Origin of the sequence: Cryobacterium sp. BB307 (assembly GCF_012274275.1) — a bacterium.
Classification (GTDB): Bacteria; Actinomycetota; Actinomycetes; order Actinomycetales; family Microbacteriaceae; genus Terrimesophilobacter.
The window spans coordinates 1,402,681-1,427,048 of sequence record NZ_JAANZA010000001.1 but is presented as its reverse complement, the minus strand read 5'-3'; the positions used below and the strand labels follow the sequence as shown (position 1 = coordinate 1,427,048).

General features: G+C 67.9%; 25 protein-coding genes. 9 read left to right on the top strand and 16 right to left on the bottom strand.

Going from position 1 to position 24,368, the window contains the following annotated elements; translation table 11 throughout:
• Positions 1–141: 141 nt before the first annotated feature.
• The 5 genes from HGK58_RS06965 to HGK58_RS06945 all read right to left on the bottom strand — a co-directional run bounded on the left by HGK58_RS06965 (position 142) and on the right by HGK58_RS06945 (position 5,144).
• The gene (locus HGK58_RS06965; RefSeq protein WP_168626752.1) at positions 142–1,002 is read right to left on the bottom strand and encodes an aldehyde dehydrogenase family protein; all 861 of its coding nucleotides are present in this window, start codon (positions 1,000–1,002) and stop codon (positions 142–144) included.
• Positions 999–2,591 (bottom strand): aldehyde dehydrogenase family protein, encoded by a 1,593-nt coding sequence (locus tag HGK58_RS06960; protein ID WP_168626751.1) that lies wholly within the window; start codon positions 2,589–2,591, stop codon positions 999–1,001. The genes HGK58_RS06965 and HGK58_RS06960 overlap by 4 nt, the downstream gene beginning before the upstream one ends.
• A gap of 25 nt (positions 2,592–2,616) precedes the next feature.
• Positions 2,617–3,633, bottom strand: a complete 1,017-nt coding sequence (gene deoC, locus HGK58_RS06955) for a deoxyribose-phosphate aldolase (RefSeq protein ID WP_168626750.1) — start codon at positions 3,631–3,633, stop codon at positions 2,617–2,619.
• Positions 3,630–4,592, bottom strand: a complete 963-nt coding sequence (locus HGK58_RS06950; RefSeq protein WP_168626749.1) for a sugar-binding transcriptional regulator — start codon at positions 4,590–4,592, stop codon at positions 3,630–3,632. The genes deoC and HGK58_RS06950 overlap by 4 nt, the downstream gene beginning before the upstream one ends.
• 96 nt (positions 4,593–4,688) lie before the next feature.
• Positions 4,689–5,144: an SRPBCC domain-containing protein gene (locus HGK58_RS06945; protein ID WP_168626748.1), complete on the bottom strand. Its 456-nt coding sequence runs from the start codon at positions 5,142–5,144 to the stop codon at positions 4,689–4,691.
• A gap of 42 nt (positions 5,145–5,186) precedes the next feature.
• Between HGK58_RS06945 and HGK58_RS06940 the strand changes: the two genes are divergently transcribed.
• Entirely contained in the window at positions 5,187–6,128 is a 942-nt protein-coding gene (locus tag HGK58_RS06940) for an ROK family protein (RefSeq protein WP_168626747.1), read from the top strand.
• Here HGK58_RS06940 and HGK58_RS06935 read toward each other — a convergent pair.
• From HGK58_RS06935 to truB, 5 genes are read right to left on the bottom strand one after another with little or no spacing between them, the layout of a single operon-like run.
• Positions 6,125–7,360, bottom strand: a complete 1,236-nt coding sequence (locus HGK58_RS06935) for an MFS transporter (protein ID WP_168626746.1) — start codon at positions 7,358–7,360, stop codon at positions 6,125–6,127. The genes HGK58_RS06940 and HGK58_RS06935 overlap by 4 nt on opposite strands.
• Positions 7,353–8,342 carry a bifunctional riboflavin kinase/FAD synthetase gene (locus tag HGK58_RS06930; RefSeq protein WP_168626745.1) on the bottom strand — a complete coding sequence of 330 codons (990 nt, stop codon included), beginning with the start codon at positions 8,340–8,342 and terminating at the stop codon, positions 7,353–7,355. Before HGK58_RS06930 ends, HGK58_RS06935 begins: the two co-directional genes overlap by 8 nt.
• 3 nt (positions 8,343–8,345) lie before the next feature.
• Positions 8,346–8,762, bottom strand: coding sequence for a hypothetical protein (locus HGK58_RS06925; protein WP_168626744.1), 417 nt, complete (start codon positions 8,760–8,762; stop codon positions 8,346–8,348).
• A gap of 11 nt (positions 8,763–8,773) precedes the next feature.
• Positions 8,774–9,142 (bottom strand): hypothetical protein, encoded by a 369-nt coding sequence (locus HGK58_RS06920; protein WP_168626743.1) that lies wholly within the window; start codon positions 9,140–9,142, stop codon positions 8,774–8,776.
• Positions 9,139–10,053 carry a tRNA pseudouridine(55) synthase TruB gene (gene truB / locus HGK58_RS06915; protein ID WP_168626742.1) on the bottom strand — a complete coding sequence of 305 codons (915 nt, stop codon included), beginning with the start codon at positions 10,051–10,053 and terminating at the stop codon, positions 9,139–9,141. Before truB ends, HGK58_RS06920 begins: the two co-directional genes overlap by 4 nt.
• 54 nt (positions 10,054–10,107) lie before the next feature.
• Here truB and HGK58_RS06910 point away from each other — a divergent pair, with 54 nt between their 5' ends.
• On the top strand, positions 10,108–11,091 hold the full coding sequence (locus HGK58_RS06910) for a 2-dehydropantoate 2-reductase (RefSeq protein ID WP_168626741.1): 984 nt from the start codon (positions 10,108–10,110) through the stop codon (positions 11,089–11,091).
• A 9-nt stretch (positions 11,092–11,100) separates the two neighbouring features.
• On the opposite strand, the gene HGK58_RS06905 is transcribed toward HGK58_RS06910, so the two are convergent.
• A complete protein-coding gene (locus tag HGK58_RS06905; protein ID WP_168626740.1) occupies positions 11,101–11,736 on the bottom strand; it encodes a uridine kinase in 636 nt (211 codons plus the stop codon).
• A gap of 50 nt (positions 11,737–11,786) precedes the next feature.
• On the opposite strand from HGK58_RS06905, the gene HGK58_RS06900 reads away from it, so the two are divergent.
• On the top strand, positions 11,787–12,686 hold the full coding sequence (locus HGK58_RS06900) for an A/G-specific adenine glycosylase (RefSeq protein ID WP_168626739.1): 900 nt from the start codon (positions 11,787–11,789) through the stop codon (positions 12,684–12,686).
• 5 nt (positions 12,687–12,691) lie between these two features.
• Here HGK58_RS06900 and rbfA read toward each other — a convergent pair whose 3' ends face one another.
• From rbfA to nusA, 4 genes are all read right to left on the bottom strand, one after another.
• Positions 12,692–13,126, bottom strand: coding sequence for a 30S ribosome-binding factor RbfA (rbfA, locus tag HGK58_RS06895; RefSeq protein ID WP_168626738.1), 435 nt, complete (start codon positions 13,124–13,126; stop codon positions 12,692–12,694).
• Positions 13,127–13,192: 66 nt separating this feature from the next.
• Complete coding sequence (gene infB, locus HGK58_RS06890; RefSeq protein WP_168626737.1) at positions 13,193–15,826, bottom strand: translation initiation factor IF-2; 2,634 nt, start codon at positions 15,824–15,826, stop codon at positions 13,193–13,195.
• Positions 15,827–15,919: 93 nt separating this feature from the next.
• Positions 15,920–16,204 (bottom strand): YlxR family protein, encoded by a 285-nt coding sequence (locus tag HGK58_RS06885; protein WP_168626736.1) that lies wholly within the window; start codon positions 16,202–16,204, stop codon positions 15,920–15,922.
• A 71-nt stretch (positions 16,205–16,275) separates the two neighbouring features.
• Positions 16,276–17,298, bottom strand: coding sequence for a transcription termination factor NusA (gene nusA, locus HGK58_RS06880; protein WP_168626735.1), 1,023 nt, complete (start codon positions 17,296–17,298; stop codon positions 16,276–16,278).
• Between the two features lie 126 nt (positions 17,299–17,424).
• Between nusA and HGK58_RS06875 the strand changes: the two genes are divergently transcribed.
• Positions 17,425–17,805 carry a VOC family protein gene (locus HGK58_RS06875; protein WP_168626734.1) on the top strand — a complete coding sequence of 127 codons (381 nt, stop codon included), beginning with the start codon at positions 17,425–17,427 and terminating at the stop codon, positions 17,803–17,805.
• Positions 17,806–17,817: 12 nt separating this feature from the next.
• On the opposite strand, the gene HGK58_RS06870 is transcribed toward HGK58_RS06875, so the two are convergent.
• Positions 17,818–19,578 carry a proline--tRNA ligase gene (locus HGK58_RS06870; protein WP_168626733.1) on the bottom strand — a complete coding sequence of 587 codons (1,761 nt, stop codon included), beginning with the start codon at positions 19,576–19,578 and terminating at the stop codon, positions 17,818–17,820.
• Positions 19,579–19,655: 77 nt separating this feature from the next.
• Between HGK58_RS06870 and HGK58_RS06865 the strand changes: the two genes are divergently transcribed.
• From HGK58_RS06865 to HGK58_RS06845, 5 genes are all read left to right on the top strand, one after another.
• Positions 19,656–20,135: an Lrp/AsnC family transcriptional regulator gene (locus tag HGK58_RS06865; RefSeq protein WP_168626732.1), complete on the top strand. Its 480-nt coding sequence runs from the start codon at positions 19,656–19,658 to the stop codon at positions 20,133–20,135.
• A gap of 109 nt (positions 20,136–20,244) precedes the next feature.
• A complete protein-coding gene (pdhA, locus tag HGK58_RS06860) occupies positions 20,245–21,345 on the top strand; it encodes a pyruvate dehydrogenase (acetyl-transferring) E1 component subunit alpha (RefSeq protein ID WP_168626731.1) in 1,101 nt (366 codons plus the stop codon).
• The gene (locus tag HGK58_RS06855; protein ID WP_168626730.1) at positions 21,342–22,337 is read left to right on the top strand and encodes an alpha-ketoacid dehydrogenase subunit beta; all 996 of its coding nucleotides are present in this window, start codon (positions 21,342–21,344) and stop codon (positions 22,335–22,337) included. The genes pdhA and HGK58_RS06855 overlap by 4 nt, the downstream gene beginning before the upstream one ends.
• Complete coding sequence (locus tag HGK58_RS06850) at positions 22,334–23,596, top strand: dihydrolipoamide acetyltransferase family protein (RefSeq protein WP_349236155.1); 1,263 nt, start codon at positions 22,334–22,336, stop codon at positions 23,594–23,596. Before HGK58_RS06855 ends, HGK58_RS06850 begins: the two co-directional genes overlap by 4 nt.
• Positions 23,593–24,360: a putative protein N(5)-glutamine methyltransferase gene (locus HGK58_RS06845; protein ID WP_168626728.1), complete on the top strand. Its 768-nt coding sequence runs from the start codon at positions 23,593–23,595 to the stop codon at positions 24,358–24,360. The genes HGK58_RS06850 and HGK58_RS06845 overlap by 4 nt, the downstream gene beginning before the upstream one ends.
• The last annotated feature ends 8 nt before the right edge of the window (positions 24,361–24,368 follow it).

Sequence of the window (24,368 nt, the reverse complement as noted above, 5' to 3'; positions counted from 1 at the left end):
GGTTGAATCCGAATAGAGCCAAGTCGACTCAGTCAAATCTCCTTGAAACGGGTTAAGGCGGAGGTTTTCAGCGCTCGTTGCCGCGCTTGTAGTTGCCGGTGACCTTGGCCTTCCCCAGCCGCCATCCGAAACTCCAGCGAGCTAGATGATGCCCTTCGGGTGCCACACCGTCTTTGTCTCGGTGAAGAACGTGATGCGATCAACGGATGGCGCAGGCACACCCGGCTCGGGCGGGAGAACGCGCTTCAGCGTGTCCGCAGCCGTGATCTGCAGGTCCACCCAGTCGAGGTCACCCGCGCCGGTCAGGTCGAGCGCATTGACGTCGGCGTGCGCCGCGAGCCACGGAGCGAGCTCGGCGGGCGACCCGGTCAGCACGTTCACGACACCGCCCGGAACGTCGCTGGTCGCGAGCACCTCACCGAGGCTGATGGCGCTCAACGGTGCCTGCTCGCTCGGCACCACGACAACCGTGTTGCCGGTGACTAGTGCCGGGGCGACAACCGAGACCAGCCCGAGCAGTGACGACTCCTGCGGCGCAATGACCGCGACAACGCCTGTCGGCTCCGGTGTGGAGATGTTGAAGTACGGCCCGGCGACCGGATTCCCGTTGCCCGCGACCTGCAGGTACTTGTCGGCCCAGCCTGCGTACCAGACCCACACGTCGATGGCCGAGTCCACTTGCGCGTTCGCCTGCGCATCCGTCAGCCCCTCGCTGCGGCGGAGCTCGTCGACGAACTGCGCGCGACGCCCCTCCAGCAGCTCGGCGATCCGGTACAGCACCTGGCCGCGGTTGTACCCGGTGGCACCCGCCCAGCCGGACTGCGCCTTGCGAGCGGCGACTACCGCATCCCGCGCGTCCTTCCGGCTGGCTTTCGCCGCGTTCGCCAGGAACGAGCCGTCGCGAGCGGCGACCTCGTAGGTGCGGCCGGATTCGCTGCGCGGGAACGCGCCGCCGATGTAGAGCTTGTAGGTCTTCGGGACGGCGAGACGGGTCGGGGTCACTTGGTTGCTCCCTTGGTAGTGGCCTTCTTGGTCTTGGCCCGCGTTGTCTTGCGCGGTGAGCTCGGCTTCATGCCCTCGATCACGGGCGTGTCAGTCGACTTCACGGTGACCGGCGACGGCTTGCCTGCCGTCACGGCCGACCGGGCGGGCGTGCCAGCCGGGTTCAGGTAAGCGGCTAGCCCGTGACGGCCACCCTCGCGCCCGTAGCCGGACTCCTTGTACCCGCCGAACGGGCTCGACGGGTCGAACCGGTTGAACGTGTTCGCCCACACGACGCCGGCGCGAAGCTTGTCGGCGACGCCGAGGATGCGGCTGCCCTTTTCGCTCCACACTCCAGCCGAGAGGCCGTACGGCGTGTTGTTGGCCTTCGCGATCGCCTCAGCCGGGGTGCGGAAGGTCAGCACCGACAGCACCGGTCCGAAGATCTCCTCCCGCGCGATGCGGTGGCTCGTCGCGACGTTGGTGAAGATCGTCGGTGCGAACCAGAACCCGCGGTCAGGGATGACGCAATCGGCGGTCCAGCGGTCGGCGCCCTCCTGCTCGCCGACGGCGGTCAGCTGCTTGATGCGGTCGAGCTGCTCCTGCGAGTTGATCGCACCGATGTCGGTGTTCTTGTCCAGCGGATCCCCCAGGCGCAGGGTCGACAGGCGCTGCTTGAGCCGGTCGAGCACCTCGTCGTGGATGTTCTCCTGCACGAGCAACCGCGATCCGGCGCAGCACACGTGGCCCTGGTTGAAGAAGATGCCGTTGACGATGCCCTCGATCGCCTGGTCCAGCGGCGCGTCGTCGAACACGATGTTCGCGGCCTTGCCTCCGAGCTCGAGGGTCAGTTTCTTGCCGGTGCCTGCGGTGGACCGGGCGATCGCGCGGCCGACAGCGGTCGACCCGGTGAATGCGACCTTGTCGACATCCGGGTGGTTGACCAGCGCCTGCCCGGTCTCCCCCGCTCCGGTGATGATGTTCACGACACCCGGCGGCAGGTCGGCCTGCTGCAGGATCTCCGCGAAGATGAGCGCGGACAGCGGCGTGGTCTCGGCCGGCTTCAGCACGACGGTGTTGCCGGATGCGAGTGCAGGCGCGATCTTCCAGGCCAGCATGAGCAGGGGGAAGTTCCACGGGATCACCTGCGCGGCGACACCGAGCGACTTGGGCGCCGGGCCCAGCCCGGCGTAGTCGAGCTTGTCCGCCCATCCGGCGTAGTAGAAGAACCACGCCGCGACCAGTGGGACGTCGACGTCACGCGCTTCCTTGATCGGCTTGCCGTTGTCGAGGCTTTCAGCGACCGCCAGCTCACGCGAGCGCTCCTGAATGAGACGCGCGATGCGGAACAGGTACTTGCCGCGGTCGGCGCCGGACATGCGCGACCACACCGAGTCATACGCGCGGCGAGCGGCAGTGACCGCGAGCTCGACGTCGTGCTCGTTGGCGTGTGCGATCTCGGCGATCGCCGATTCATCGGCGGGCGAGATGGTCGTGAACGGCGTGCCGTGGCCGTCGACGAACTCGCCGCCTATGAACAGTCCGTAGGTGGGCTTCAGGTTCAGGATCGAACGCGACTCGGGAGCCGGTGCGTAGTCGAGGAAGTTCATGGGGTTCTCCTTGTAAGCGTTCGGCTCAGTCGATGGTCACGTAGTCGGCGCCGCTGTAGTTGCCGCTCTTGGTCTTCTGACGCTGCAGCAGCACGTCGTTGAGCAGGCTCGACGCGCCGAAACGGAACAGGTGCGGCTGCAGCCACTCCTCGCCGACCGTCTCGGCCACCGTCACGAGGTAGCGGATGGCATCCTTCGACGTCCGGATGCCACCGGCCGGCTTGACGCCGATCCGCTCGCCGGTGAGGCGGTACCAGTCACCGACGACCTGCAGCATGAGCAGCGTCACGGGCAGCGTCGCGGCAGGCTGGACCTTGCCGGTCGACGTCTTGATGAAGTCCGCGCCGGCCAGGATCGACAGCCACGAGGCGCGACGCACGTTGTCGTAGGTGTTGAGTTCACCCGTCTCGAGGATCACCTTGAGGTGTGCGTAGCTTCCGTCCACTCGACGGCACGCGTCCTTGACCGCGACGATCTGGTCGAAGACGATGCCGAACCGACCGGAGAGGAACGCGCCGCGGTCGATGACCATGTCGATCTCGTCGGCGCCCGCTTGCACGGCATCCCGGGTGTCGGCGATTTTCACCGCCAGCGAAGCGCGCCCGCTGGGGAACGCGGTTGCCACCGCGGCGACGTTGATGCCCTTGTCGGTACCCGCCGCGTGGTGGGCGCCCAGCGCTTGGATCGCAATCGGGACCATGTCCCCGTAGACGCACACGGCCGCGACCCGGGGGGTGGTCTGGTCGGTGGGGTCAGGGTTGACCGCCTTGGCGACGAGGGACTGCACCTTGCCAGGGGTGTCGGCACCCTCGAGTGTGGTCAGGTCGATGAGGCTGATGATCTTGTCGAGCGCCCACGCCTTCGACGTGGTCTTGATGGAGCGCGTCGACAGCCCGGCAGCACGCGCCTCCAAGCCGACCGCGTCAACACCGGAGAGGCCATCCAGATGCAGCTTGAGGCTCTTCTCGGTGAGGTCGCCGCCGAGCAGGCTCACCGCGCGCTCGGCCGGCGCGAGCGCTACCGCTGACTGTTCCATTGTCATTTCTCTTCCTCCAGGAGGGTCCGCGCAGTTCCCTCGTCGGTGACGACGACGCTGCACAGTCCATTGGCGACGACCGCTCGCGCGACGTCATGCTTCTGTTCGCCCGCGATCACCAGGATCGCAGTGTCGGCGGACCGCAGCTGCTCGAGCTCCAGTCCCACCGTACGCTCATTGAGTCCGGGATCAACCGGGTTTCCGTTGGCATCGATGTACCGCCCGACGACGTCTCCAACCGCGCCGCGACGCACGAGCTCCGCGACGTCGTCCGCCGTCAGGTAGCCGCTCTCGACCAGCACGGAACTGGCATCCGCGACGCCGGCGCTGAACAGGTAGACGGATGCTCGCCGCGCCAGTTCGAGCACACCCGCAACTGTCCGGTCGGCTTCGATGGCACGTTTGGTCTCGAGTCGCTCGAGGATCGCGGGGCTCGGCAGCAGCGTTGCCTCGCCAGACGACTTCTGCGCGATGGTCGCCGCCGTCGTCGCTGCCGTGCTCGCGCGACGGTTGAGGCTCACTCCCCCATTGATCTGGACGACATGCACGCCACGTGCCCAACCATTCGGCAGCCGCTCGGCGATGTCGTCAAGGGTGCGGCCCCAGCTGACGCCGAGCGTGCCCGGCACAGGCCGGAGCGCGCTCAGGTAGTCGGATGCCGCTTGCGCGACGTCCGCGCGCGCATCCGCCGATTCGGGGATGATGACAGCGTCCTTGAGACCGAAGCGCTCCCTCAGGTCGCGTTCGAGGCCGAGCCGCCTCGCTCGCGGGTGCACGATCTCAATGCGCACGATGCCGCTCTCGCGGGCGCGAGTGAGCAGGCGCCCAACCTTCCAGCGGGTGATGCCGAGGAGCACGCCGATCTCGTCCTGGGTCTTGTCCTCGTCGTAGTAGAGCTCGGCGACGCGCACGGTCAGCAGGTCAGAATCCTGCGCTCGCGTGTCGAAAGTCTCTGCAACGGCCACGCCTCAAGCGTAGGCAGAGCACGCGCAAACAACGACATCCGTTGCCGATGTTGCTCATATGAGCAACTCGGGGTCGCGGAGCCAACGGCTCGCTGGTCAGGACGACCGCAGATAGCGCTGCCAGACCGGAGCCCGGTCCCGGTCCCAGTTCGCCCAATCCACCGGATGGCCACGCAGCATCTCCTCGAGCTGGTCGAGGTTGCTCTGCCAGTCGGCGCGGATGCGCGGGATGAAGGCGCGCTCGATCACGACCGAGATCCCCACGTGCAGCAGCGCACCGAGCTCCGTCGCCACGAGTCCGTAGCGCAGCGTGCCGCGATTGTCGGACTCGACGGTCAGCGCGCGCGGCTCCTCGAGCAGGCTGATCGTGCCGGTGGTCGGCGGAAAGCTCTGGCTGTGCAGCCAGACCAGGTCGTAGCGGCCGCCGACTTTCGCCTCGATGCGCGCTTCGCCGAGCCAACCGATGACCAGCTCTGGGTCGATGAGGGCGTCCCAGACAACGACCGGCGACACCCCGAACTCGCGGGAGAACTCGAGGTCCACGGCGTCCATGCGCGCAACTGTACGCGTCGCCGCCCACTTTAGGATCATGACATGGCGCAGTCTCTAGCTCTTGCTATCGATCTCGGAGGAACCAAGGTCGAATCGGCCCTTGTCGACCCGGACGGGATGCTGCTTGCCGGCACCCGATTCCGCCGCCCAACCGGGCGTGACAGCGACTCGGCGGCCATCGCGGCGAGCGTCGAGTCCGTCGTCCGCGATGCTCTGGCCGCGGTTCCGGATGGCGCCGAAATCGCCGGTGTCGGGATCGGCGCCGCGGGTCCGCTCAACGAGCAGGCCGGCCTTGTGTCGCCGCTGAACCTTCCCGCTTGGCGCGATTACCCGCTCGTCGAGCTCGTGGCATCCATCACGTCCGAGGTGACGGATGCGCCGGTGACAATGCGCATGGATGGCTTGTGTATCACGCTCGCCGAGCAGTGGATCGGTGCGGCCCAAGGAGCGCAGAACCTGATGGGCATGGTGGTCTCGACCGGTATCGGCGGCGGGCTGATCCTGCACGGACGAACGGTGTCGGGACCGACAGGGAACGCCGGTCACATCGGCCACGTGCAGGTCGCCGGGTTCGTCGACCGGTGCGCGTGCGGCAGTATCGGCTGCATCGAGGCGATCGCCTCCGGGCCGAACACCGTCGCGTGGGCGCGCTCGCAGGGCTGGGACGGCTCCACCGGTGAGCAGCTCGCAGCGGGCTATGCGGCGGGTGACGACGTCCCCCGCCGAGCGATCGAGCGCTCCGGTCGAGCGCTTGGTCACGCGATCGCCTCCGCGACGGCTCTCGTCGACCTGGACCTCGTCACCATCGGCGGCGGATTCTCGCAGGCGACTGGGGACCTGTTCGGCTTCATCCGGCAGTCGATCGACGAGCGTCACGAGTTCGGCTTCGTCACCAAGGTGAAGGTCGTGCCATCCGGGCTGTCCGGCGACGGACCGCTGATCGGCGCTGGCGCGCTCGTGCACCGGGCGGAGCTGCTCGGTTAGACGTGCAGCTCGTCCTCGACGAACACGCGCTTGCGCAGGGCGAAGCCGACCGCGACCAACACCACGTTGGTCGACAGCAGCAGCATGATCGGCAGGGTCCAGCCGCCGGTCGCGTCGTGCAGGATGCCGATGAACAGCGGTCCGGTCGCCGCTAACGCGTAGCCGACACCCTGCGCGAAACCACTGAGGGCGACCGCACCGCGCTGTGTGCGGGTGCGCAGGTTGATGATGACCAGCGCGGCCGGGAACAGCATCTGCCCGCCGCCGAGCAGCACGACCCAGAGCACGAGAGCGCTCCCGGGGGCCAGCAGCAGCCCCGCGTAGCCGATCAGGTAGCAGGCGACGCCCGTGTAGACGAGCAAGCCGAAGTTCTTCAGGCGCGTGGCGAGAATCGGCACGATGATCGAGGTCGGGATGCCGACGAACCCGAAAATGCTCAGCATGACGCCGGCGTCGAACTCGCTCACGCCCGCGGTATCCATGACCAGTTGTGGCAGCCAGGCGAAGTTCGCGTACGCGTGGAACGACGTCATCCCGAACAGCAATGTCACCGCCCACGCGACCTTCGAGTGCCAGATCCGCCGCAGCAGTTGCGGCTCCGGTTCTTGAACCTCCGGTGCGGTATCCAGGCGTGCGAGCCGATCGCGCCTGGCTCTGGCGAGCATCACCAGCCACGGCAGGAGGCTGACCGTGGCCAGAACACACCACACCGCCAACGACGCGCGCCAGCCGGAGGACTCCGCCACCGGCACCGCGAGCGCTGCCGGCAGTCCGGTGGAGACGGCGATCACCGTCGCGTACGCGGAAGTGACCAGCCCGATGCGGTCGGGGAAATACCGCTTGACGAGCGGTGGAAGCAGGATGTTGCCGAGTCCCGCCCCGATCAGCCCGAGCGCTGTACCGGCGAACAGCGACGGGAAATCCCACGCGGCCGCGCGCAGGCCGTAGCCGACCACCATCACGACGATGGCAACCACCGTGAAGCGCTCGAGCCCCAGCCGGTGCGCTCCCGCAGGGCCGAAGAGGCCGCTCAGCGAGAACACGATCGGCGGAATCGTCCCGAGCAGGGCCAACCCGATCGCGTCCAGTGGGATGTCTGCCGCGACCGGCGACACCACCGGCGACAGCGACGTGACGGCGGTGCGAAGGTTCAGCGCGACAAGCAGGATGCCGAGCAGAGCTGTTGTGCGGCCCGCCCACAGCGGAAGCGCACGCTGGTTCGCGTCAGGCATCCGGCGCCGCAGTCAGGTGCAGGAGCGAGCGCACCTGGTCGACGTCCTTGCCGATCTGCGCGGTCAGTTCGTCGATCGAGTCGAACCGCTCCATACCGCGCACGCGGTCGACGAACTCCACTTCGACGATCTTCCCGTACAGGTCGAATCCCTCCTCGAGACCTCGACCCAGAACGTGAGCTTCGACCTGGCTGTCCGGCACGCCGGTGAAGGTCGGGTTGTTGCCGACCGAGATGGCCGCGGGCAGCCGCTGCGGGTCCGGCGAGCGTCCGGCGCCGGCTTCACCATGGACAGCCAACCATCCGGCGTAGACGCCGTCGGCGGGGATGAACCCGTCGAGCTGTGGCGACAGGTTCGCAGTCGGGAAGCCGAGTTCGCGACCGCGCTGCGCGCCGTAGACCACCTCTCCCCTTACGCTCGGCGGGCGCTGCAGCAGCTCCGCGGCTTCCGCGACCCGTCCGTCGGTCAGCAGTTCTCGCACCCAGGTGGAGGACACCCGGCGGCCGTCGTGCTCCACAGAGTCGATGGTGCGCGTCTCGAAGCCGTGCTCTGAGCCCATGCGCTGCAGCAGTTCGACCGTGCCGGCTCCGCCGCGCCCGAACCGGTAGTCCGGTCCGACGAGCACGAAGCCGGCGTGCAGCGTGTCTACGAGGATGCTGCGCACGAACTCGTCGGGCTCCATCCGGGAGAACTCATCGCTGAACTCGAGCATGACGGTCGCGTCCAGGCCGGCGTCGGCGAGCAGCTCGAGCTTCTGGTCGTTGCAGATGAGCGCGCGCGGGCAGACTTCCGGGCGCACCACGCTGAGCGGGTTGCGGTCGAAGGTCAGCGCGGCGGCGACGAGCCCGCGACCGGATGCCTCCTGCCGCAGCTGCTCGATCATCGCCCGATGGCCGATGTGCAGCCCGTCGAACTTGCCGATCGTCACCGCCGATGGACCGAAGTCGGCCGGAACGTCCGCTGCGTTCAAATAGACGTCCACTTCTCACGCCTTCCGCGCGAAGCGGTCGCGCTGCGACCACAGCCACCACATGCCGAGCAAGGGCAGCACCAACGGGATGAACAGGTAGCCGCGCCCGAAGAACGACCACACCGTGTCATCCGGGAACAGCGCGGGGTCGAACAGGCTCAGCGCGCCGACGACGAGCACGCCGATGAACTCGAACCCGATTGTGGCCCAGGCGACCAGGTACCAGCCGCGGCCCGGAGCGATGAGCGCAACAGTGGCGACGATGTACACCACAGCGGCGAGCGCCGACAGTGCGTACGCGACCGGCGCCTCGTCGAAGCGCGTCACGATCTGGACGAACGAGCGTCCGGTTGCCGCCAGCGCGAGCACACCGTACACCGCGATCAGAGCGCGGCCGATGCCGAGTCGCCGACGAGTGTCAGTGGAGTCCATCGTCCTCAAGACTAGGCGAGTTGGAACGCCCAAATCTGCAGCATCCGGTAGACCATCACGGCGACCGCGAGATTCGCTATCGCAAGCACGATGTTGCTCCACTTATTGCGCTCAATGAGGGACCACAGGCCCGCCAGCGGCAGCAGGATGATCGCGGACACGAGGTAGGTGTAGAACTCGAGAACGTTGCCGCTCGGCACGTTCCCGAAGCCCGGGGCGAGCAGCGCGACGACCAATTGCACGAGCAGCAGCACCTCGACGACGGTGGTCGCGCCCAGGGTGAAGTCGTCGGGCTTGCGGCCCATGAACCCGCGCACCAGGCAGAAGAGCCCGGCGAGCACGGCGATCGCCACCTGCACGTACGCGAACCAGTCGATCATTCAGCCACCTCATCGCTCGGGAAATTCACGAGCGCTCGCGCCCGGCCGCCGCTCACTTCGACCAGTCCGATCAGTCGGCCATCCGGACCCAGCGCGGCAATCGGGCCACCGTCGCCGCCGGCAACCGTGATGCGCTTGCCATTGGCGAGGTCCCGCGCCTGATCTGCATCCAGCCGTTCGCTCGGGAAAAGCGTAGTGGCGACCTCGGCCGGATTCAGGAGGTTCTCGTCCACGGCGAGTTGCTCGAGTGAACCGGCCGCGTCGATCGAGAACGGGCCGACGCGCGTGCGTCGCAGGGCGGTGAGGTGGCCGCCGACACCCAGCGCTGCCCCCAGGTCGCGAGCGAGCGCCCGGATGTAGGTGCCCGACGAGCACTCGACGCGAACGTCGACGTCGACGTGGCGCGTGAGGTCGCTCGTGGACGAGCGGATGTCCAGCACGTCGAAGGCGGAGACGGTCACCGCGCGCGCGGCGAGCACGACCTCCTCGCCCTTGCGCGCCAGGTCGTAGGCGCGCTTGCCGTCGACCTTGATGGCGCTGACCGAGGACGGAACCTGCTGGATATCGCCGGTGAGCCGCCCGATCTCCCGCGCGAGCTGGTCGTCGGTGAGCGACTCGACGAGGGGGGCCTCCGCTGTCGCGACAACCTCACCCTCGGCGTCATCGGTTGTCGTGGTCTGCCCGAGCCGGATAGTGGCGTGGTACTCCTTGTCGAGGCCGACCAGGTAGGTCAGCAGCCTCGTCGAGCTGTTCAGGCCAAGCAGCAGCAGCCCGGTCGCCATCGGATCGAGGGTGCCCGCGTGGCCCACTTTCCTGGTGGCCGCCAGCCGGCGCACGCGCGAGACGACGTCGTGGCTGGTCATGCCAGCCGGCTTGTCGACCAGCAGGATTCCGCTGCGCCTGGGTTCCATGCCCAGAGGCTACCAACGGCCAGGCGACCGGTGCTGCCCAGTAGGATGCGGTGCATGCGGGTGGGGGTGATCGGCGCTGGCGCGGTAGGCGGAGTCATCGCGGCGCTGCTCGACCGGGGCGGCCACGACGTCGAGGTGACGACCCGCGGCGACGGGATCGCCGCCATCCGGGACCGTGGCCTCACCCTGACCGGCTCCTGGGGCGAGCACGTCGCCCGACCTGCGGTCGGCGAGCGGCTGACCCGCTCCCCTGACTTGGCCGTGGTGACCACGAAGGCCCTCGACGCGCGGGACGCGCTGCTCGCGAACGCCGAAGCCCTGCGAGGCATCCCGGTGCTCGTGGTGCAGAACGGGCTGCGCGGCGTCGAGACCGCGACCGAAGTGCTGGCGGACTCCGAGGTCATCGGCGGTCTCGCCCTGTACGCGGCGTCGTACGTGAAGCCCGGTGAGGTCACGGTGACCAACGACGGTTCCACCTACATCGGCGGTGCGAGCCAGTCGGCCGTTCGATTGGCCGCCCAGGTGATCGGCGGCGTCATGCCGGTCAGCGTGACCGACAATTTCGCGGGCGCCCAGTGGACCAAACTGGTCGTCAACCAGATCAACGCCCTGCCGGCGATCACCGGGCTGAGCGCGCAGGCGACCATCGCCATCCGGCAGCTGCGACACATCATGACCCGAAGCATGCGGGAGAACGTGCGGGTCGGCTACGCGTCCAACGTCAGGTTCGAGTCGCTGCAGGGCCTCACTCCGGCGCTGCTGTGGATGCTCGCGCACGCGCCGATCGGGATCGCTCAGGTCGTGCCGGCGCTCATGGCCCGCAGGATGGGACCGGTTCCCAATCCCGGCTCCACCCTGCAGTCGCTGCGGAGGGGACAGCCGACCGAGGTCGACTACCTCAACGGCGCGGTCGTGGACGCAGGCAGAAAGGTCAGCCTGCCCACGCCGGTTAACGCCGCGCTGGTGGAACTCGTGCACGAGGTCGAGCGCACCGGGAGGCACCTGAGCCCGCAGGAAGTCATCGCCCGCGTGAGCTGAAGGCCCGAGTCAGCAGGAGTCTTCGAAGACGCGTCTCGGATGCCCGGGGTCGGTGTTGTCGATGATCGCCGAGGCCTTCATGCTCGGGTCGACGCTCGAGATGTAGAACTCGTCTGCCTCCGCTCCCCTGGTCTCAAGCTCGGTTGCCGGGGGCGCCTGGGTGCGGGTGACCCATACCGAGTAATTCCACAGCGGAGCGAGCTCCGGGCGGTGCAGGTACACCCCGTCGACCACGAGAACGGCATCCGGTCCGGCCGACATCCACTTCGGTTGCGTCACCGGCTGGTTACGTTGTTCATCGAAACCGGTGAGCACGAAGCCGGTGCTGCCTGCGGTGCGAAACGGGTCGAGCAGCACGCGCCGGAACAGCGAATAGTCGTACGCGCTGCGGTAGTGCGCCCTCGGGTCCAGCCAGCCGGCGCGATCGCGCTCGGCGCGGGGCTGGAAGAAGTCGTCCATCGATGCCCGGAAGACGTGCTTCGTCGAGGCGCGCAAGGTATCCGCGAGTCCGTCGGCGAACTCCTTCTGGCCCGCGTTGTAGCGCCCGTCGACGGCGACAGTGGCTCGGCCGCGCGCATAGTTGTGCAGGAACTCGGTCGCGAGTGACTCGAGCTGGTCCTTCTTCAGCGGTGCCCACCTGGCCATGGCCCCAGCCTAGGCCGGGAAGACGGCACACGCGCGGATAGCCTGAGAGGATGACCGTGACCCGCAACGCGAACACTGGCGAGAACGCCCTCGTCGGTGCGGTCATCGAGTGGTTCGTCGGCAACGCGCGCGACCTGCCGTGGCGCAGCCCCGACTGCACGCCGTGGGGTGTGCTGGTGAGTGAAGTGATGCTGCAGCAGACCCCGGTGAGCCGTGTGCTGCCCCGGTTCGACGAGTGGATGCGGCGCTGGCCGTCGCCCGCTGACCTGGCTGCCGAGGCGCCGGGCGAGGCGGTGCGGGCCTGGCACCGGCTGGGCTACCCGCGGCGGGCCCTGAACCTGCATGCGGCGGCGGTGACGATCACCGAGCGGCATCGCGGCGAGGTGCCACGCGATCTGGTTTCGCTCCTCGCCCTGCCCGGGGTCGGCGAGTACACGGCCCGTGCGGTCGCGTCGTTCGCGTTCGGCGAGCGGCATCCGGTGGTCGATACCAACGTGCGTCGGGTGATCGCCCGCGCGATCGTGGGGCACGGCGAAGCCGGGCCACCTTCGACTCGACGCGACCTGGCCGCAATGGAGGCTCTGCTGCCGGCTGCTCCCGCGGATGCGAAGCTCGTGAACGCGGGGACGATGGAACTCGGCGCCCTGGTGTGCACCGCACGGTCGCCGCGCTGCGACGACTGCCCGATCGCCGGACACTGCGCGTGGCGTGCTGCCGGCCGGCCGGCGTACAGCGGTCCACGCGCGGCCGTGCAGAAGAAGTTCGAGGGATCCGACCGGCAGGTGCGCGGGCTCATCGTCGCCGCGCTGCGGCAAGCCGATGGGTTGGTGCAGCACAGCGACCTGGCCGGGCTTTGGCCGGATGCTACTCAGTTCGAGCGTGCGCTGCGCGGCCTGCTGGCCGACGGTCTCGCGACCGGCACCGCGGCATCCGGCTACCGCCTGCCCTGACGGAGCTAGTCTTCTTCGTCTTCGCGAGGCTTGATGTACGGGTCCGCGTCGCCGGCGTACTGCGCGGTCTTCGCGATCTCGCTCACCTCGGTATCGCGCAGGCGCGCGGCAGCAAGGAGGTCCTCGATGTGCTTCGCGTTCTCCGGGATCGCATCTGCGACGAACTCGAGACTGGGGGTCAGCCGCGAGGTGATGTTCTTGCCCACCTCTGTACGAAGCATCCCGGTCGCCGACTTCAGCGCAGCCGCGGAGTCCTCGCGCTCCTGGTCGGTGCCGTACACCGTGTAGAACACCGTCGCGTGCTGCAGGTCGCCGGTCACCTGCACGTCGGTGATCGTGACGAAGCCGAGCCGCGGGTCCTTGATCCCCCGCTCCAGCCGCTTCGCGATGATCACCTTGATGCGATCGGCGAGCTTTCGTGCCCTGGCCGGATCAGCCATGGTTCACTCCCTTCCCGAGTGCGCACGCACCGGCCGGGTCAGCTGACTGACCCGGCCGGCGAAGCGCTACTTGCGGGGCTTCTCCTTGAGTTCGATCGTCTCGATCTCGTCGCCGATCTGGATGTCGTTGAACTTGCCGAGGCCAATACCGGCTTCGAAGTCGGTCCGCACCTCGGTGACGTCGTCCTTGAAGCGGCGCAGGCTCTCGATCGCCAGGTTGTCACCGACAACGACGCCGTCACGGATGACGCGCGCCTTGGCGTTGCGGGTGATGGTGCCGGACCGCACGAGCACACCGGCGATGTTGCCGAACTTGCTCGACCGGAACACCTCGCGGATCTCCGCGACACCGGACTGGACCTCTTCGTACTCGGGCTTGAGCATGCCCTTGAGCGCGTTCTCGACGTCCTCGATGGCGTTGTAGATGACCGAGTAGAACCGGATGTCCACGCCCTCACGAGCCGCGCGGTCGCGCGCCTTCGAGTCGGGCCGAACGTTGAATCCGATGATGATCGCGTTGTCGACTGTTGCCAGGTTGACATCGCTCTCGGTCACAGCACCGACACCGCGGTGGATGATGCGCAGCTGAACCGACTCGTCGACCTCGATCTTGAGCAGCGACTCCTCGAGCGCCTCGACGGCACCGGAGACGTCACCCTTGATGATGAGGTTGAGCGACTCGACCTTGCCGTCCTCGAGCGCCTTGGTGAAGTCCTCGAGGCTGATGCGCTTGCGGCTGCGGGCCAGCAGGGCGTTGCGCTCGACGGCCTCGCGCTTCTCCGCGATCTGACGCGCGGTGCGGTCGTCGTCGGTGACGATGAAGACGTCACCTGCGCGAGGCACCGAAGTCAGGCCGAGCACCGCCACCGGACGCGACGGGGTCGCTTCCTCGACGTTCTCGCCGTTCTCGTCGAACATCGCACGGACGCGACCGTGTGCGGTTCCGGTGACAATCGGGTCGCCGACCTTCAGCGTTCCCGACTGGATCAGCACCGTCGCCACGGCACCGCGGCCCTTGTCGAGCTTGGCCTCGATCGCGACACCACGCGCATCCTTGTCCGGGTTGGCGCGCAGGTCGAGACCGGCGTCAGCGGTCAGCAGCACGGCGTCGAGGAGCTCGGGGATGCCGGAGCCCTTCAGCGCTGACACGTCGATGAACATCGTGTCGCCGCCGTACTCCTCGGCAACCAGCCCGAATTCGGTGAGCTGTTGGCGCACCTTTGCCGGGTTCGCTTCAGGCTTGTCCACCTTGTTCACCGCAACCACGATCGGCACTTCCGCCGCCTGCGCGTGGTTCAGGGCCTCAATGGTCTGCGGCATGATGCCGTCGTCGGCTGCGACAACGAGGATCGCGATGTCGGTCACCTGCGCACCGCGAGCACGCATGGCGGTGAACGCCTCGTGACCCGGGGTGTCGATGAAGGTGATCTTGCGATCCGTGCCGTCGTGCGAGACGCCGACCTGGTAAGCACCGATGTGCTGGGTGATGCCACCGGCCTCGCCCGCTCCGACGTTCTCCTGACGGATGGCGTCGAGCAGCTTGGTCTTACCGTGGTCGACGTGACCCATGACGGTCACCACCGGCGGGCGTGCCGCCAGGTCCTCGTCGTCCTCGTCCTCGAGCTCCTGCTCCAGGTCGATGTCGAAGCCCTCGAGCAGCTCGCGGTCCTCGTCCTCTGGCGAGACGATCTGGATCTTGTAGCCCAGTTCGGCACCCAGCACCTCGAACGTCGCGTCATCCAGCGACTCGGTTGCGGTCGCCATCTCACCGAGGTGGAACAGCACCGTGACCAGGTTGCCGGGGCTCGCGTCGATCTTGTCGGCGAAGTCCGTGATGGAGGCTCCGCGCCGCATCCGGATGACGGTGTTGCCGTCCCCGCGCGGGACGCTGACGCCGCCAATCGACGGCGCTTCCCTCATCTCGAATTCTGCGCGCTTCGTCCGCTTCGACTTGCGGGCCTTGCTCTTGCTGCCACCGCGACCGAACGCACCGGCGGTTCCACCACCGGGACCGCGACCACGACCACCGCCGCCTGGGCGGGGCGCGCCGAAGCCACCACCGCCGCCCGGGGCGCCGCCGGGACGGAAGCCGCCACCGGCACCACCGGGACGAGCGCCGCCGCCGGCACCGGGGCGTGCGGGACGACCTGCACCAGCACCAGCGGGACGCGGCGCACCGGGGCGCGGCGAACCTGGGCGCGGCGCAGCCGGCCTGGGGATGTTCGCGGGCGTCGGCCGGGACTGCATGCCCTGGGTCGACGCGTACGGGTTGTTGCCCGGGCGCGGGGCGCCTGGGCGCTGCATCCCCTGGCTGGAGGCGTACGGGTTGTTGCCTGGCCGCGGAATGCCGGGGCGCGGTGCACCACCTGCTGCCGGGGCATCCGGCTTGCGGGGCTCCGCCGGGGTCGGCGCGGCTGCCTCAGCTGCCGGTGCCGCAGGGGCTGGCGCCGGGGCAGGGGCCGCCTTGGGCTCCTCTTGCTTGGGGGCCGCCTTCGGGGCCTCCTTCTTCGGCTCCTCGGCGGGCTTCGGCGCGGTGATGCCGTCCGCTTCAAGCGCGGCCTTCAACTTCCGCGCTACCGGGGGTTCGATACTCGACGACGGGCCCTTGACGAACTCGCCCATCTCCTTGAGTTTCTCAAGGGCTTTCTTGCTTTCAATGCCGAGTTCTGCCGCGATCTCGTGCACGCGTGGTTTTGCCACAGTTCTCCTGTCTCGAAGTCCACTCCGAGACGGAGTGGACCTAGTTACGGACGGGTCTCATTTCGAGCCGCTCATTACTTGTCCATTTGCCATTCAGCCTGTTCTGTCAGCTGTTACTTGTGGATGCCGGAAGGTCTCCGGACTTCTTGGGTCAACCTTGCTCGTGTCGAGGTCACCGGTCACGCGCAACGCGCGCCCGAAGGCTCGTCGTCTGATTGCGGTCTCGATGCAGTCGCGGGTGGGATGCACCCACGCGCCGCGTCCTTGCATGCTGGCCGCGACATCCGCTACAACCTGACCGTCGCGCGCAACAACCCTCAGCAATGCCGATCGGTCGTCCCGCTGCCGACAGCCGAGGCAGGTTCTGACTGGTTCCATACTAGACCCTCCCACGCCGAGCGTGTCCCAGCCTCGGTTCGACGGAACGCCGATGCTTGGCGCAGGGCCAGTCAGGACTCCATGGTCGAGTCGGGCTGGATGTCGATTCTGGCCCCGGTGAGCTTGGCGGCCAGACGCGCGTTCTGGCCCTCCTTGCCGATCGCGAGTGACAGTTGGTAGTCGGGCACGAGCGCCCGCACCGCCTTGAGCGATTCGTCGATCACGAAGGCGCTCGTCACCTTCGCCGGCGACAACGCGTTCGCGACAAAGGTCGCGAGATCCTCGCTGTAGTCGACGATGTCGATCTTCTCGTTGTTGAGCTCAGCGGTGACGGCGCGCACGCGCTGCCCGAGCTCGCCGATGCACGCTCCCTTGGCGTTCACCCCTGGCTCGTTGGCCTTCACCGCGATCTTGGTGCGGTGGCCGGCCTCGCGCGCGAGCGAGACGATCTCCACGACGCCGTTCGCGATCTCCGGCACCTCGAGCGCGAACAGCTTGCGGACGAGGGACGGATGCGTGCGCGAGACGGTGATCGACGGACCCTTGAGCCCCTTGCTGACGCTCGTCACGTAGACCCGGATGCGGTTGCCGTGCGAGTAGTCCTCGCCGGGTACCTGCTCTTCGGGCGGGAGGATGCCCTCGATGGTGCCGAGGTCGACGTGGATCATCCGCGGGTTCGGTCCCTGCTGGATCACCCCTGCGACGATGTCGCCCTCGCGGCCACGGAACTCGCCGAGCACCGCGTCATCCGCGATGTCGCGCAGGCGCTGGTTGATGACCTGCTTCGCGGCGAACGCGCCGATGCGTCCGAAGTCGTCCGGGCTGTCCTCGGCCTCGCCGATGATGTTGCCCTCGTCATCGAACTCCGGCACGAAGATCGACACCTTGCCGGTCTTCTGGTTGAGTTCGACGCGCGCGGGTGCCGGCTCGTCACGATGCGCGTGGCCGTGTCCGTGACCGTGGCCCGTCTCTGAACGCCCGGTGTGCTTGAGGTAGGCGGTGAGGATGGCCTGCTCGATGATGGTGACGAGTTCGTCGAATGGGATTTCACGTTCGCGCTCCATCAAGCGCAGCACGCTCAGGTCGATTTCCACTGCGGACCCTCCACTATTCAACTCTCGTAACACACGGCTTCACCGCAACGGAGAAGCCGTCTGTCTACGGTACCCGAGTTTCTCGAAGGGCACTTTCATTCCAAGCTCGTGGACTAGCGTCGTGCCATGGCCGTCCGCAGCCTTTTCCCGATCCTGTCGACACGAGACTTGCCCGCGCTCGTCGAATTCTACGAACGAGCGCTCAGCGCTGAGGTCGCCTACCGATTCCCCGGCGAGGACGGGGACGACTACGTTTCGCTGATGATTGGACCGGCGTCTCTCGGCATCGGGCATGATCCGGACGTTGTGGAGGCCGTAAACGCGGGAGACCGAGTTGCGCTCTGGTTCTATGTCGACGACGTTGATCAGGCGTTCGCTACCGCTCTCAAGTCGGGCGCCGTGGAAACTCGCTCGCCGATGGACATGCCGTGGGGCGAGCGAGTCGCGCAAATTCGCGACATCGACGGCAATCTCGTCAACCTCGCCATGGAGTTACCCGGCGTCTGAGTCTGCCCTGCCTCAGCGCAGGCGGACGATGGCCTCGTCGACCGTGACGCTCTCGCGCTCCCCGGTGCGGCGGTCCCACAGTTCGACGCGCCCTTCGGCCGAGTCGCGTCCGGCGATGACGATCCTTGGCACGCCGATCAGCTCGGCGTCACCGAACTTCACGCCGGGCGACACCTTGGGGCGATCGTCGAACAGCACATCCCGACCGGATGCGTCGAGTTCCGCCGCGAGCCGCTCACCGAGCGTGTAGGCCGCCTCGTCCTTGCCCGTCGCAATCACGTGCACATCGAACGGCGCGACCTCCTCCGGCCAGATCAGGCCCTTGTCGTCGTTGTTGGACTCCGCGATCGCGGCCAGGATGCGCGTGACGCCGATGCCGTACGACCCCATGGTGACGGTCACGAGCTTGCCGTTCTCGTCCAACACCTTCAGGCCGAGCGTTTCAGCGAAGAACCGGCCGAGTTGGAAGACGTGACCGATCTCCATGCCTCGGGCGGTCTCGATCGGCCCTGAGCCATCCGGTGCCGGGTCGCCGTCGCGCACCTCAGCGGCCTCGACGAACCCGTCCGGCACGAAGTCGCGTCCCGCGACCAGCCCGAACACGTGCTTCTCGTTCTCGTTCGCGCCCGTGACCCATTGGGTTCCGTCCACCACACGGGGATCGACGAGGTACCGGATGCCGCTGGCCGACTCTTCGCCGAGGATGGGCCCACGCTCGGACCATGGCCCGATGTAGCCCTTAACGAGGTTGTCGTTGCTGTCGAAGTCGGCCTCCGTGGCCGCCTCGACTGTTGCGGGCGCAAACGCGACCTCGACACGCTTGAGGTCGACCTCTCGGTCGCCTGGCACGCCGACGACGACTAGTTCGCGGGTTCCGTCGAGGTGACTGAGCGCGAGCACGACGTTCTTCAGCGTGTCTGCCGCCGTCCACGCGCGGTCTTCACGGGGGTACTCCGCGTTCGCCAGATCGACGAGCGTCGAGATGGTCGGCGTGTTGGGCGAATCGAGCACCGCCGCGGGGTGCAGCCCGTCCACCGGGATGGGCTCAGGTCGCTCGGTCTCGTAGGCCTCAACGTTGGCTGCGTAGCCTCCCGCTGAGCGCACGAAGGTGTCCTCGCCGACTGGCGTCGGGTGCAGGAACTCCTCGCTTCGTGCGCCGCCCATGAGTCCGTTGTCCGCCTGCACGATCACGTACTCAAGGCCGAGTCGCGCGAAGATCCGCTCGTACGCGTCGCGCTGGTCCTGGTAGGACTTGTCGAGCCCCTCATCCGTGTAGTCGAACGAGTAAGCGTCCTTCATCGTGAACTCGCGACCCCGCAGCAGGCCCGCGCGTGGCCTGGCCTCGTCGCGGTATTTGTCCTGGATCTGGTAGATCGCGAGCGGCAGGTCCTTGTAGCTCGAGTACAGGTCCTTCACCATCAGCGTGAAAGCCTCCTCGTGCGTTGGGGCGAGCAGGTAGTCCGAGCCCTTGCGATCCTTGAGCCGGAAGATGCCGTCGCCGTATGCCTCCCACCGGCCGGAGGCCTCGTATGGCTCCCGTGGCAGCAGCGCAGGGAAGTGCACCTCCTGCGCGCCGATCGCCGCCATCTCCTCGCGGATGATGTTCTCAATCTTGCGCTTGACCCGAAGCCCCAGTGGCAGCCAGGCGAACACACCGGGCGCCTGGCGACGGATATAGCCGGCGCGGACGAGCAGGCGGTGGCTCGTCACTTCGGCGTCGGAGGGGTCCTCGCGGAGGGTACGGACGAAGAGCTGGGTCAGGCGCGTGATCACAGCAGTCGAGTCTACTGAAGCGCAGGGCACCACCCGCTGACTACGCTGGTGCCTTAGCGAGGGTGGAGGGGCAGGCGATGGCGGAGCGGCAGCGCGCGCTCGACTCGGTCGACAGGCGGATCATCGCCGAGCTCGGTCAGGATGCGAGGCTCTCCATCCGTTCGCTTGCGGAGCGCGTGCACATCTCCCGCACCGCCGCCAACACCAGGCTCACCCGCCTGATCGACGACGGCGTGATCACCGGTTTCACGGCGACGGTGGATCGCGAGGCGCTCGGCCTGCCCCTCACCGCGATCGTCATCGTCAAGGTCGACAGCGCGTGGCAGAGCGTGTCCGAGGAGCTCGCCTCTTTGCCGTTCGTGGAACGCGTGCAGGCGCTCAGCGGCGACATCGACATCCTGCTCACCGTGAGCGCCCCGGATCACGACGCACTGTCCGAGACCATCCTGCGTCGGATCCGGAACATCTCGGGCGTCGCGTCGACGCGGTCGTACATCATCCTTGAGGAACGGACGGGCACACCGCCCGAGCAGTCGACGGACAGTTGGCAGCTCTGACGCGTTTTTCGCGGACGGATGGCACTGCCTTAGGGTGTGCGAGCGCCAAGCGTTCGGATTCGCTGAAAACTGCCGATCAGCCCCGGGAATCGGGCGCACGATATGGGGTATGAGCCTCAATGTTGAGACCAAACCGACCGTCGGCCTGCCCGACCCGGAGCCGCTGCGACTGATCGACGACGAGGGGCGCGCGGTGCGCTCGAGCGCCAGGCAGGGGTTCGAACTTCCGCCCGTGGCGACGCTCAAGGAGCTGTATCGCCGGATGGCGATCGCCCGGCGCTGGGACACCCAGGTGACCGCGCTCACCCGTCAGGGCCGGCTGGCGACCTACCCGTCGGCGCTCGGCCAGGAAGCGTGCGAGATCGGCACCGTCCTCGCGATGACCGAGCAGGATTGGCTGTTCCCCACCTACCGCGACTCGATCGCGCTGATGACCAGAGGCATCGACCCGGGCGAACTGCTGCAGGGCTTCCGCGGCGACTGGCACAGCGGCTGGGACCCGAAGAAGCACCGCACCTCGGTGCAGGCGACACCACTCGCGACACAGGCCCTTCACGCCGTCGGCTACGCGACCGCGGCCAAGCTGAACGGCGAGCGGATCGCGACAGTGACGTTCATCGGCGACGGCGCATCCAGCGAGGGCGACACCCACGAGGCGTTCAACTTCGCCGGCGTCTGGCAGGCGCCGACGGTATTCGTGGTGCAGAACAACCAGTTCGCGATCAGTGTGCCCCTGTCCAAGCAGACCCGCGCTCGCACGCTCGCCGACCGGGCGATCGGCTACGGCATCCCCGGCTACTACGTCGACGGCAATGACGCAGCGGCCGTCTACGCGGTCATGTCGCGCGCGATGGAGCGCGCACGCCGCGGCGACGGCCCGACCATCGTCGAGTGCCTCACCTACCGGGTGGAGGCTCACACCAACTCGGATGACCCGACCCGCTACCGCACCGCGGACGACGTCGCGATCTGGAAGGGCAAGGACCCGATCGAGCGGCTCGAGCGCTACCTCGTCTCGCAGGATGCCCTGAGCGACGCCGACCGGGACGAGATCACGGCTGAGGGCGAGCGAAAAGCCGCCGCGACCCGTGAGGCGATGAGCGCAGAGCCCGTTCTTGACCCGATGGACCTGTTCGCGCACGTGTACGTGAACGAGCGGCCGTCCCTGGTCGAGCAGCGCGAATTCCTGAAGGCCGAGGGGAACCGATGACGACAACAGAGGCGAAGCCGATCACGATGGCTGCGGCGCTGAACGCCGCGCTGCGAGACGCGATCGCCGAGGACCCGACCGTCGTCGTCTACGGGGAGGACGTCGGCCCGCTCGGCGGGGTGTTCCGGGTCACCGACGGGCTGCAGGCCGAGTTCGGCGAGAACCGCGTCTGGGACTCACCGCTGGCTGAGTCCGGCATCGTCGGCACCGCGGTCGGCATGGCGATGTACGGCATGCGCCCGGTCGTGGAGATGCAGTTCGACGCATTCAGCTACCCGGCGTTCGAGCAGATCGTCTCCCACGTCGCGAAGATGCACAACCGCACCAAGGGACGCGTCGCGCTTCCCATGGTCATCCGGATCCCAGCATCCGGTGGCATCGGCGGCGTCGAGCACCACTCCGACTCGTCGGAGGCGTACTGGACGCACACCCCAGGGCTGACGGTCGTGATGCCGTCGAATCCGGCTGACGCGTACTCGCTCATGCGCGAGGCGATCCGCTCCGACGACCCGGTCATCTTCATGGAGCCGAAGAGCCGCTACTGGTCGAAGCAAGAGGTCGCGCTGCCGGTCACAACCGAGCCGATCGGCACCGCGAAGGTCGTGCGGGAGGGCACGGACGTGACGCTGATCGCCTACGGGCCGACGGTGGCGACCGCGCTGGAGACCGCCGAGATGGCCGAGGCGGAGGAGCTGTCGATCGAGGTCATCGACCTGCGCAGCCTGTCCCCGTTCGACGACGCGACCGTCGGAGCATCGGTGCGCAAGACCTCCCGCGCCGCGGTGATCCACGAGGCGGCACAATTCGGCGGCTTCGGCGCCGAGGTCGCCGCGAGGGTCACCGAACGTGAGTTCTATCACCTGGCCGCACCGATCCTGCGGATCACCGGCTTCGACATCCCCTACCCCAGCCCCAAGCTCGAGGAGTACTACCTGCCGACCCCGGAGCGCATCCTGAACGCCCTCGCAACCTGGGAATGGGAGCTGCCGTGAGCCGCGATTTCATCCTGCCCGACCTCGGTGAGGGCCTGACCGAGGCCGAGTTGGTGCGCTGGCTGGTTTCACCCGGCGACACCGTCGTGATCGACCAGCCGGTCGTTGAAGTCGAGTCGGCCAAGGCGGTCGTGGAACTGCCCAGCCCGTTCGCGGGTGTCGTCGGCACGCTTCACGCCGAGCCGGGGCAGACCGTGCACGCGGGACAGCCGCTGCTCACTGTCGAGGAGACCAGCGGAGGCGATGTCGTCCCCGGCACGGCGCTGCGCGACGAAGGGTCCGGCGCCGTGCTGATCGGCTACGGGACAACCGCCCGGAAGACCTCCAACCGTGCCGTGCCGGCCGGACGGTTCCGCGGCCGCGGCACCGCGGTGGCCGAAGCCGAACCTCCCACGACCACCACCGCCCGCCGCTCCCCCGTCGTCTCGCCGCTGGTGCGCAAGCTCGCGCGCGAGCACGGCATCGACGCGACCAGCATCCAGGGGTCTGGCCCCGACTCGCTGGTCATCCGCGCCGACGTCGAAGCCCACATCGCCCAGCTCACGGGCACGACCGAGTCCACCGCCGACGGCGACGTCCGGATTCCGCTCACCGGCATCCGCAAGTTGATCGCAGAGCGGATGAGCGCGTCCCGGCGTGACGTGCCGGAGGCAACCATCTGGCTCGACGTCGACGCGACGGCGCTGCTCGAAGCGAAGGAGCAGCTGCAGCGCACCACCGGCGAGCGCTGGAGCCTGCTCGCGCTGGTCGCACGCTTCGTGATCGCCGGTCTCAAGCAGCACCCGATCCTGAACTCGTCCGTCGACGTGGCCGCGGGCGAGATCGTGCAGCACTCCGACATCAACCTCGGTCTCGCCGCGCAGACGCCGCGCGGTCTGATGGTGCCGGTCGTGCATGGTGCTGGCGCGATGACCACGCAGCAGCTGCGGGACGCCATCGCCTCGGTCGTCGACACCGCGGCAACCGGCGGCTTCCCGAACGAGCAGCTGCGCGGCGGCACGTTCACGCTCAACAACTACGGTGGCTTCGGCGTTGACGGTTCGGCGCCGATCATCAACCAGCCGGAGGTCGCGATGCTCGGCATGGGACGCATTATCGACCGGCCCTGGGTCGTTGACGGCCAGCTCGCGGTGCGCAAGGTCATGGTGCTCTCGATGGTGTTCGACCACCGGGTCTGTGACGGCGACGTGCCCAGTGAATTCATCACCTTCGTCGCGCGGTGCATCGAGAGCCCGCTGAACGTACTGCCGAGCCTGTGACCGGGGAACTCGCACTCCTCACCGACCGCCTGCGTGCGGCCGGATGCGTGTTCGCCGCGGACGAGGCGGCCCTCCTCGCCGACGAGGCGACCACGGCCGAGGAGTTCGAGACGCTGGTCGGCCGCCGCATCGAAGGCGAGCCGCTCGAGCATGTGGTGGGCTGGGCGCAGTTCGTCGGGCAGCGCGTGCACGTCGCATCCGGAGTGTTCGTGCCGCGTCGCCGCAGCGAGCTGCTCGCTCGCGAATCCTTCGCACTCGCGGATGCCTTCTCGATCGTGCTGGACCTGTGCTGCGGCAGTGGCGCGCTCGGCGCGGTGATCGCGGCGGCGGAGCCGTTGGTGGAGGTCTTTGCGGCCGACATCGACGAGAACGCGGTGGCGTGCGCCAGGCGAAACCTCCGGGCAGAGCGCGTGTTCGCGGGCGACCTGTTCGAGCCGCTTCCCGCGTCGCTGCGCGGCAGGATCGACGTCATCGCAGCCAACGCGCCGTACGTGCCGACGGATGAACTGCCGTTCATGCCGCCCGAAGCGCGCCACCACGAGCCGGTGCACGCGCTCGACGGCGGGAGTGACGGCCTCGACGTCGCACGCCGCATCATCGCCGCAGCACCCGATTGGCTCGCACCCGGCGGCGCCCTGCTGATCGAGACGGGCCGCACCCAAGCGGCAACGCTGAGCGCACTGATGGCATCCGCCGGCCTCACGCCAAGGACCGTGCACGACGACAAGTTGGACTCCACCGTCGTGATCGGCTCGGCCGACTGACGGGAGGC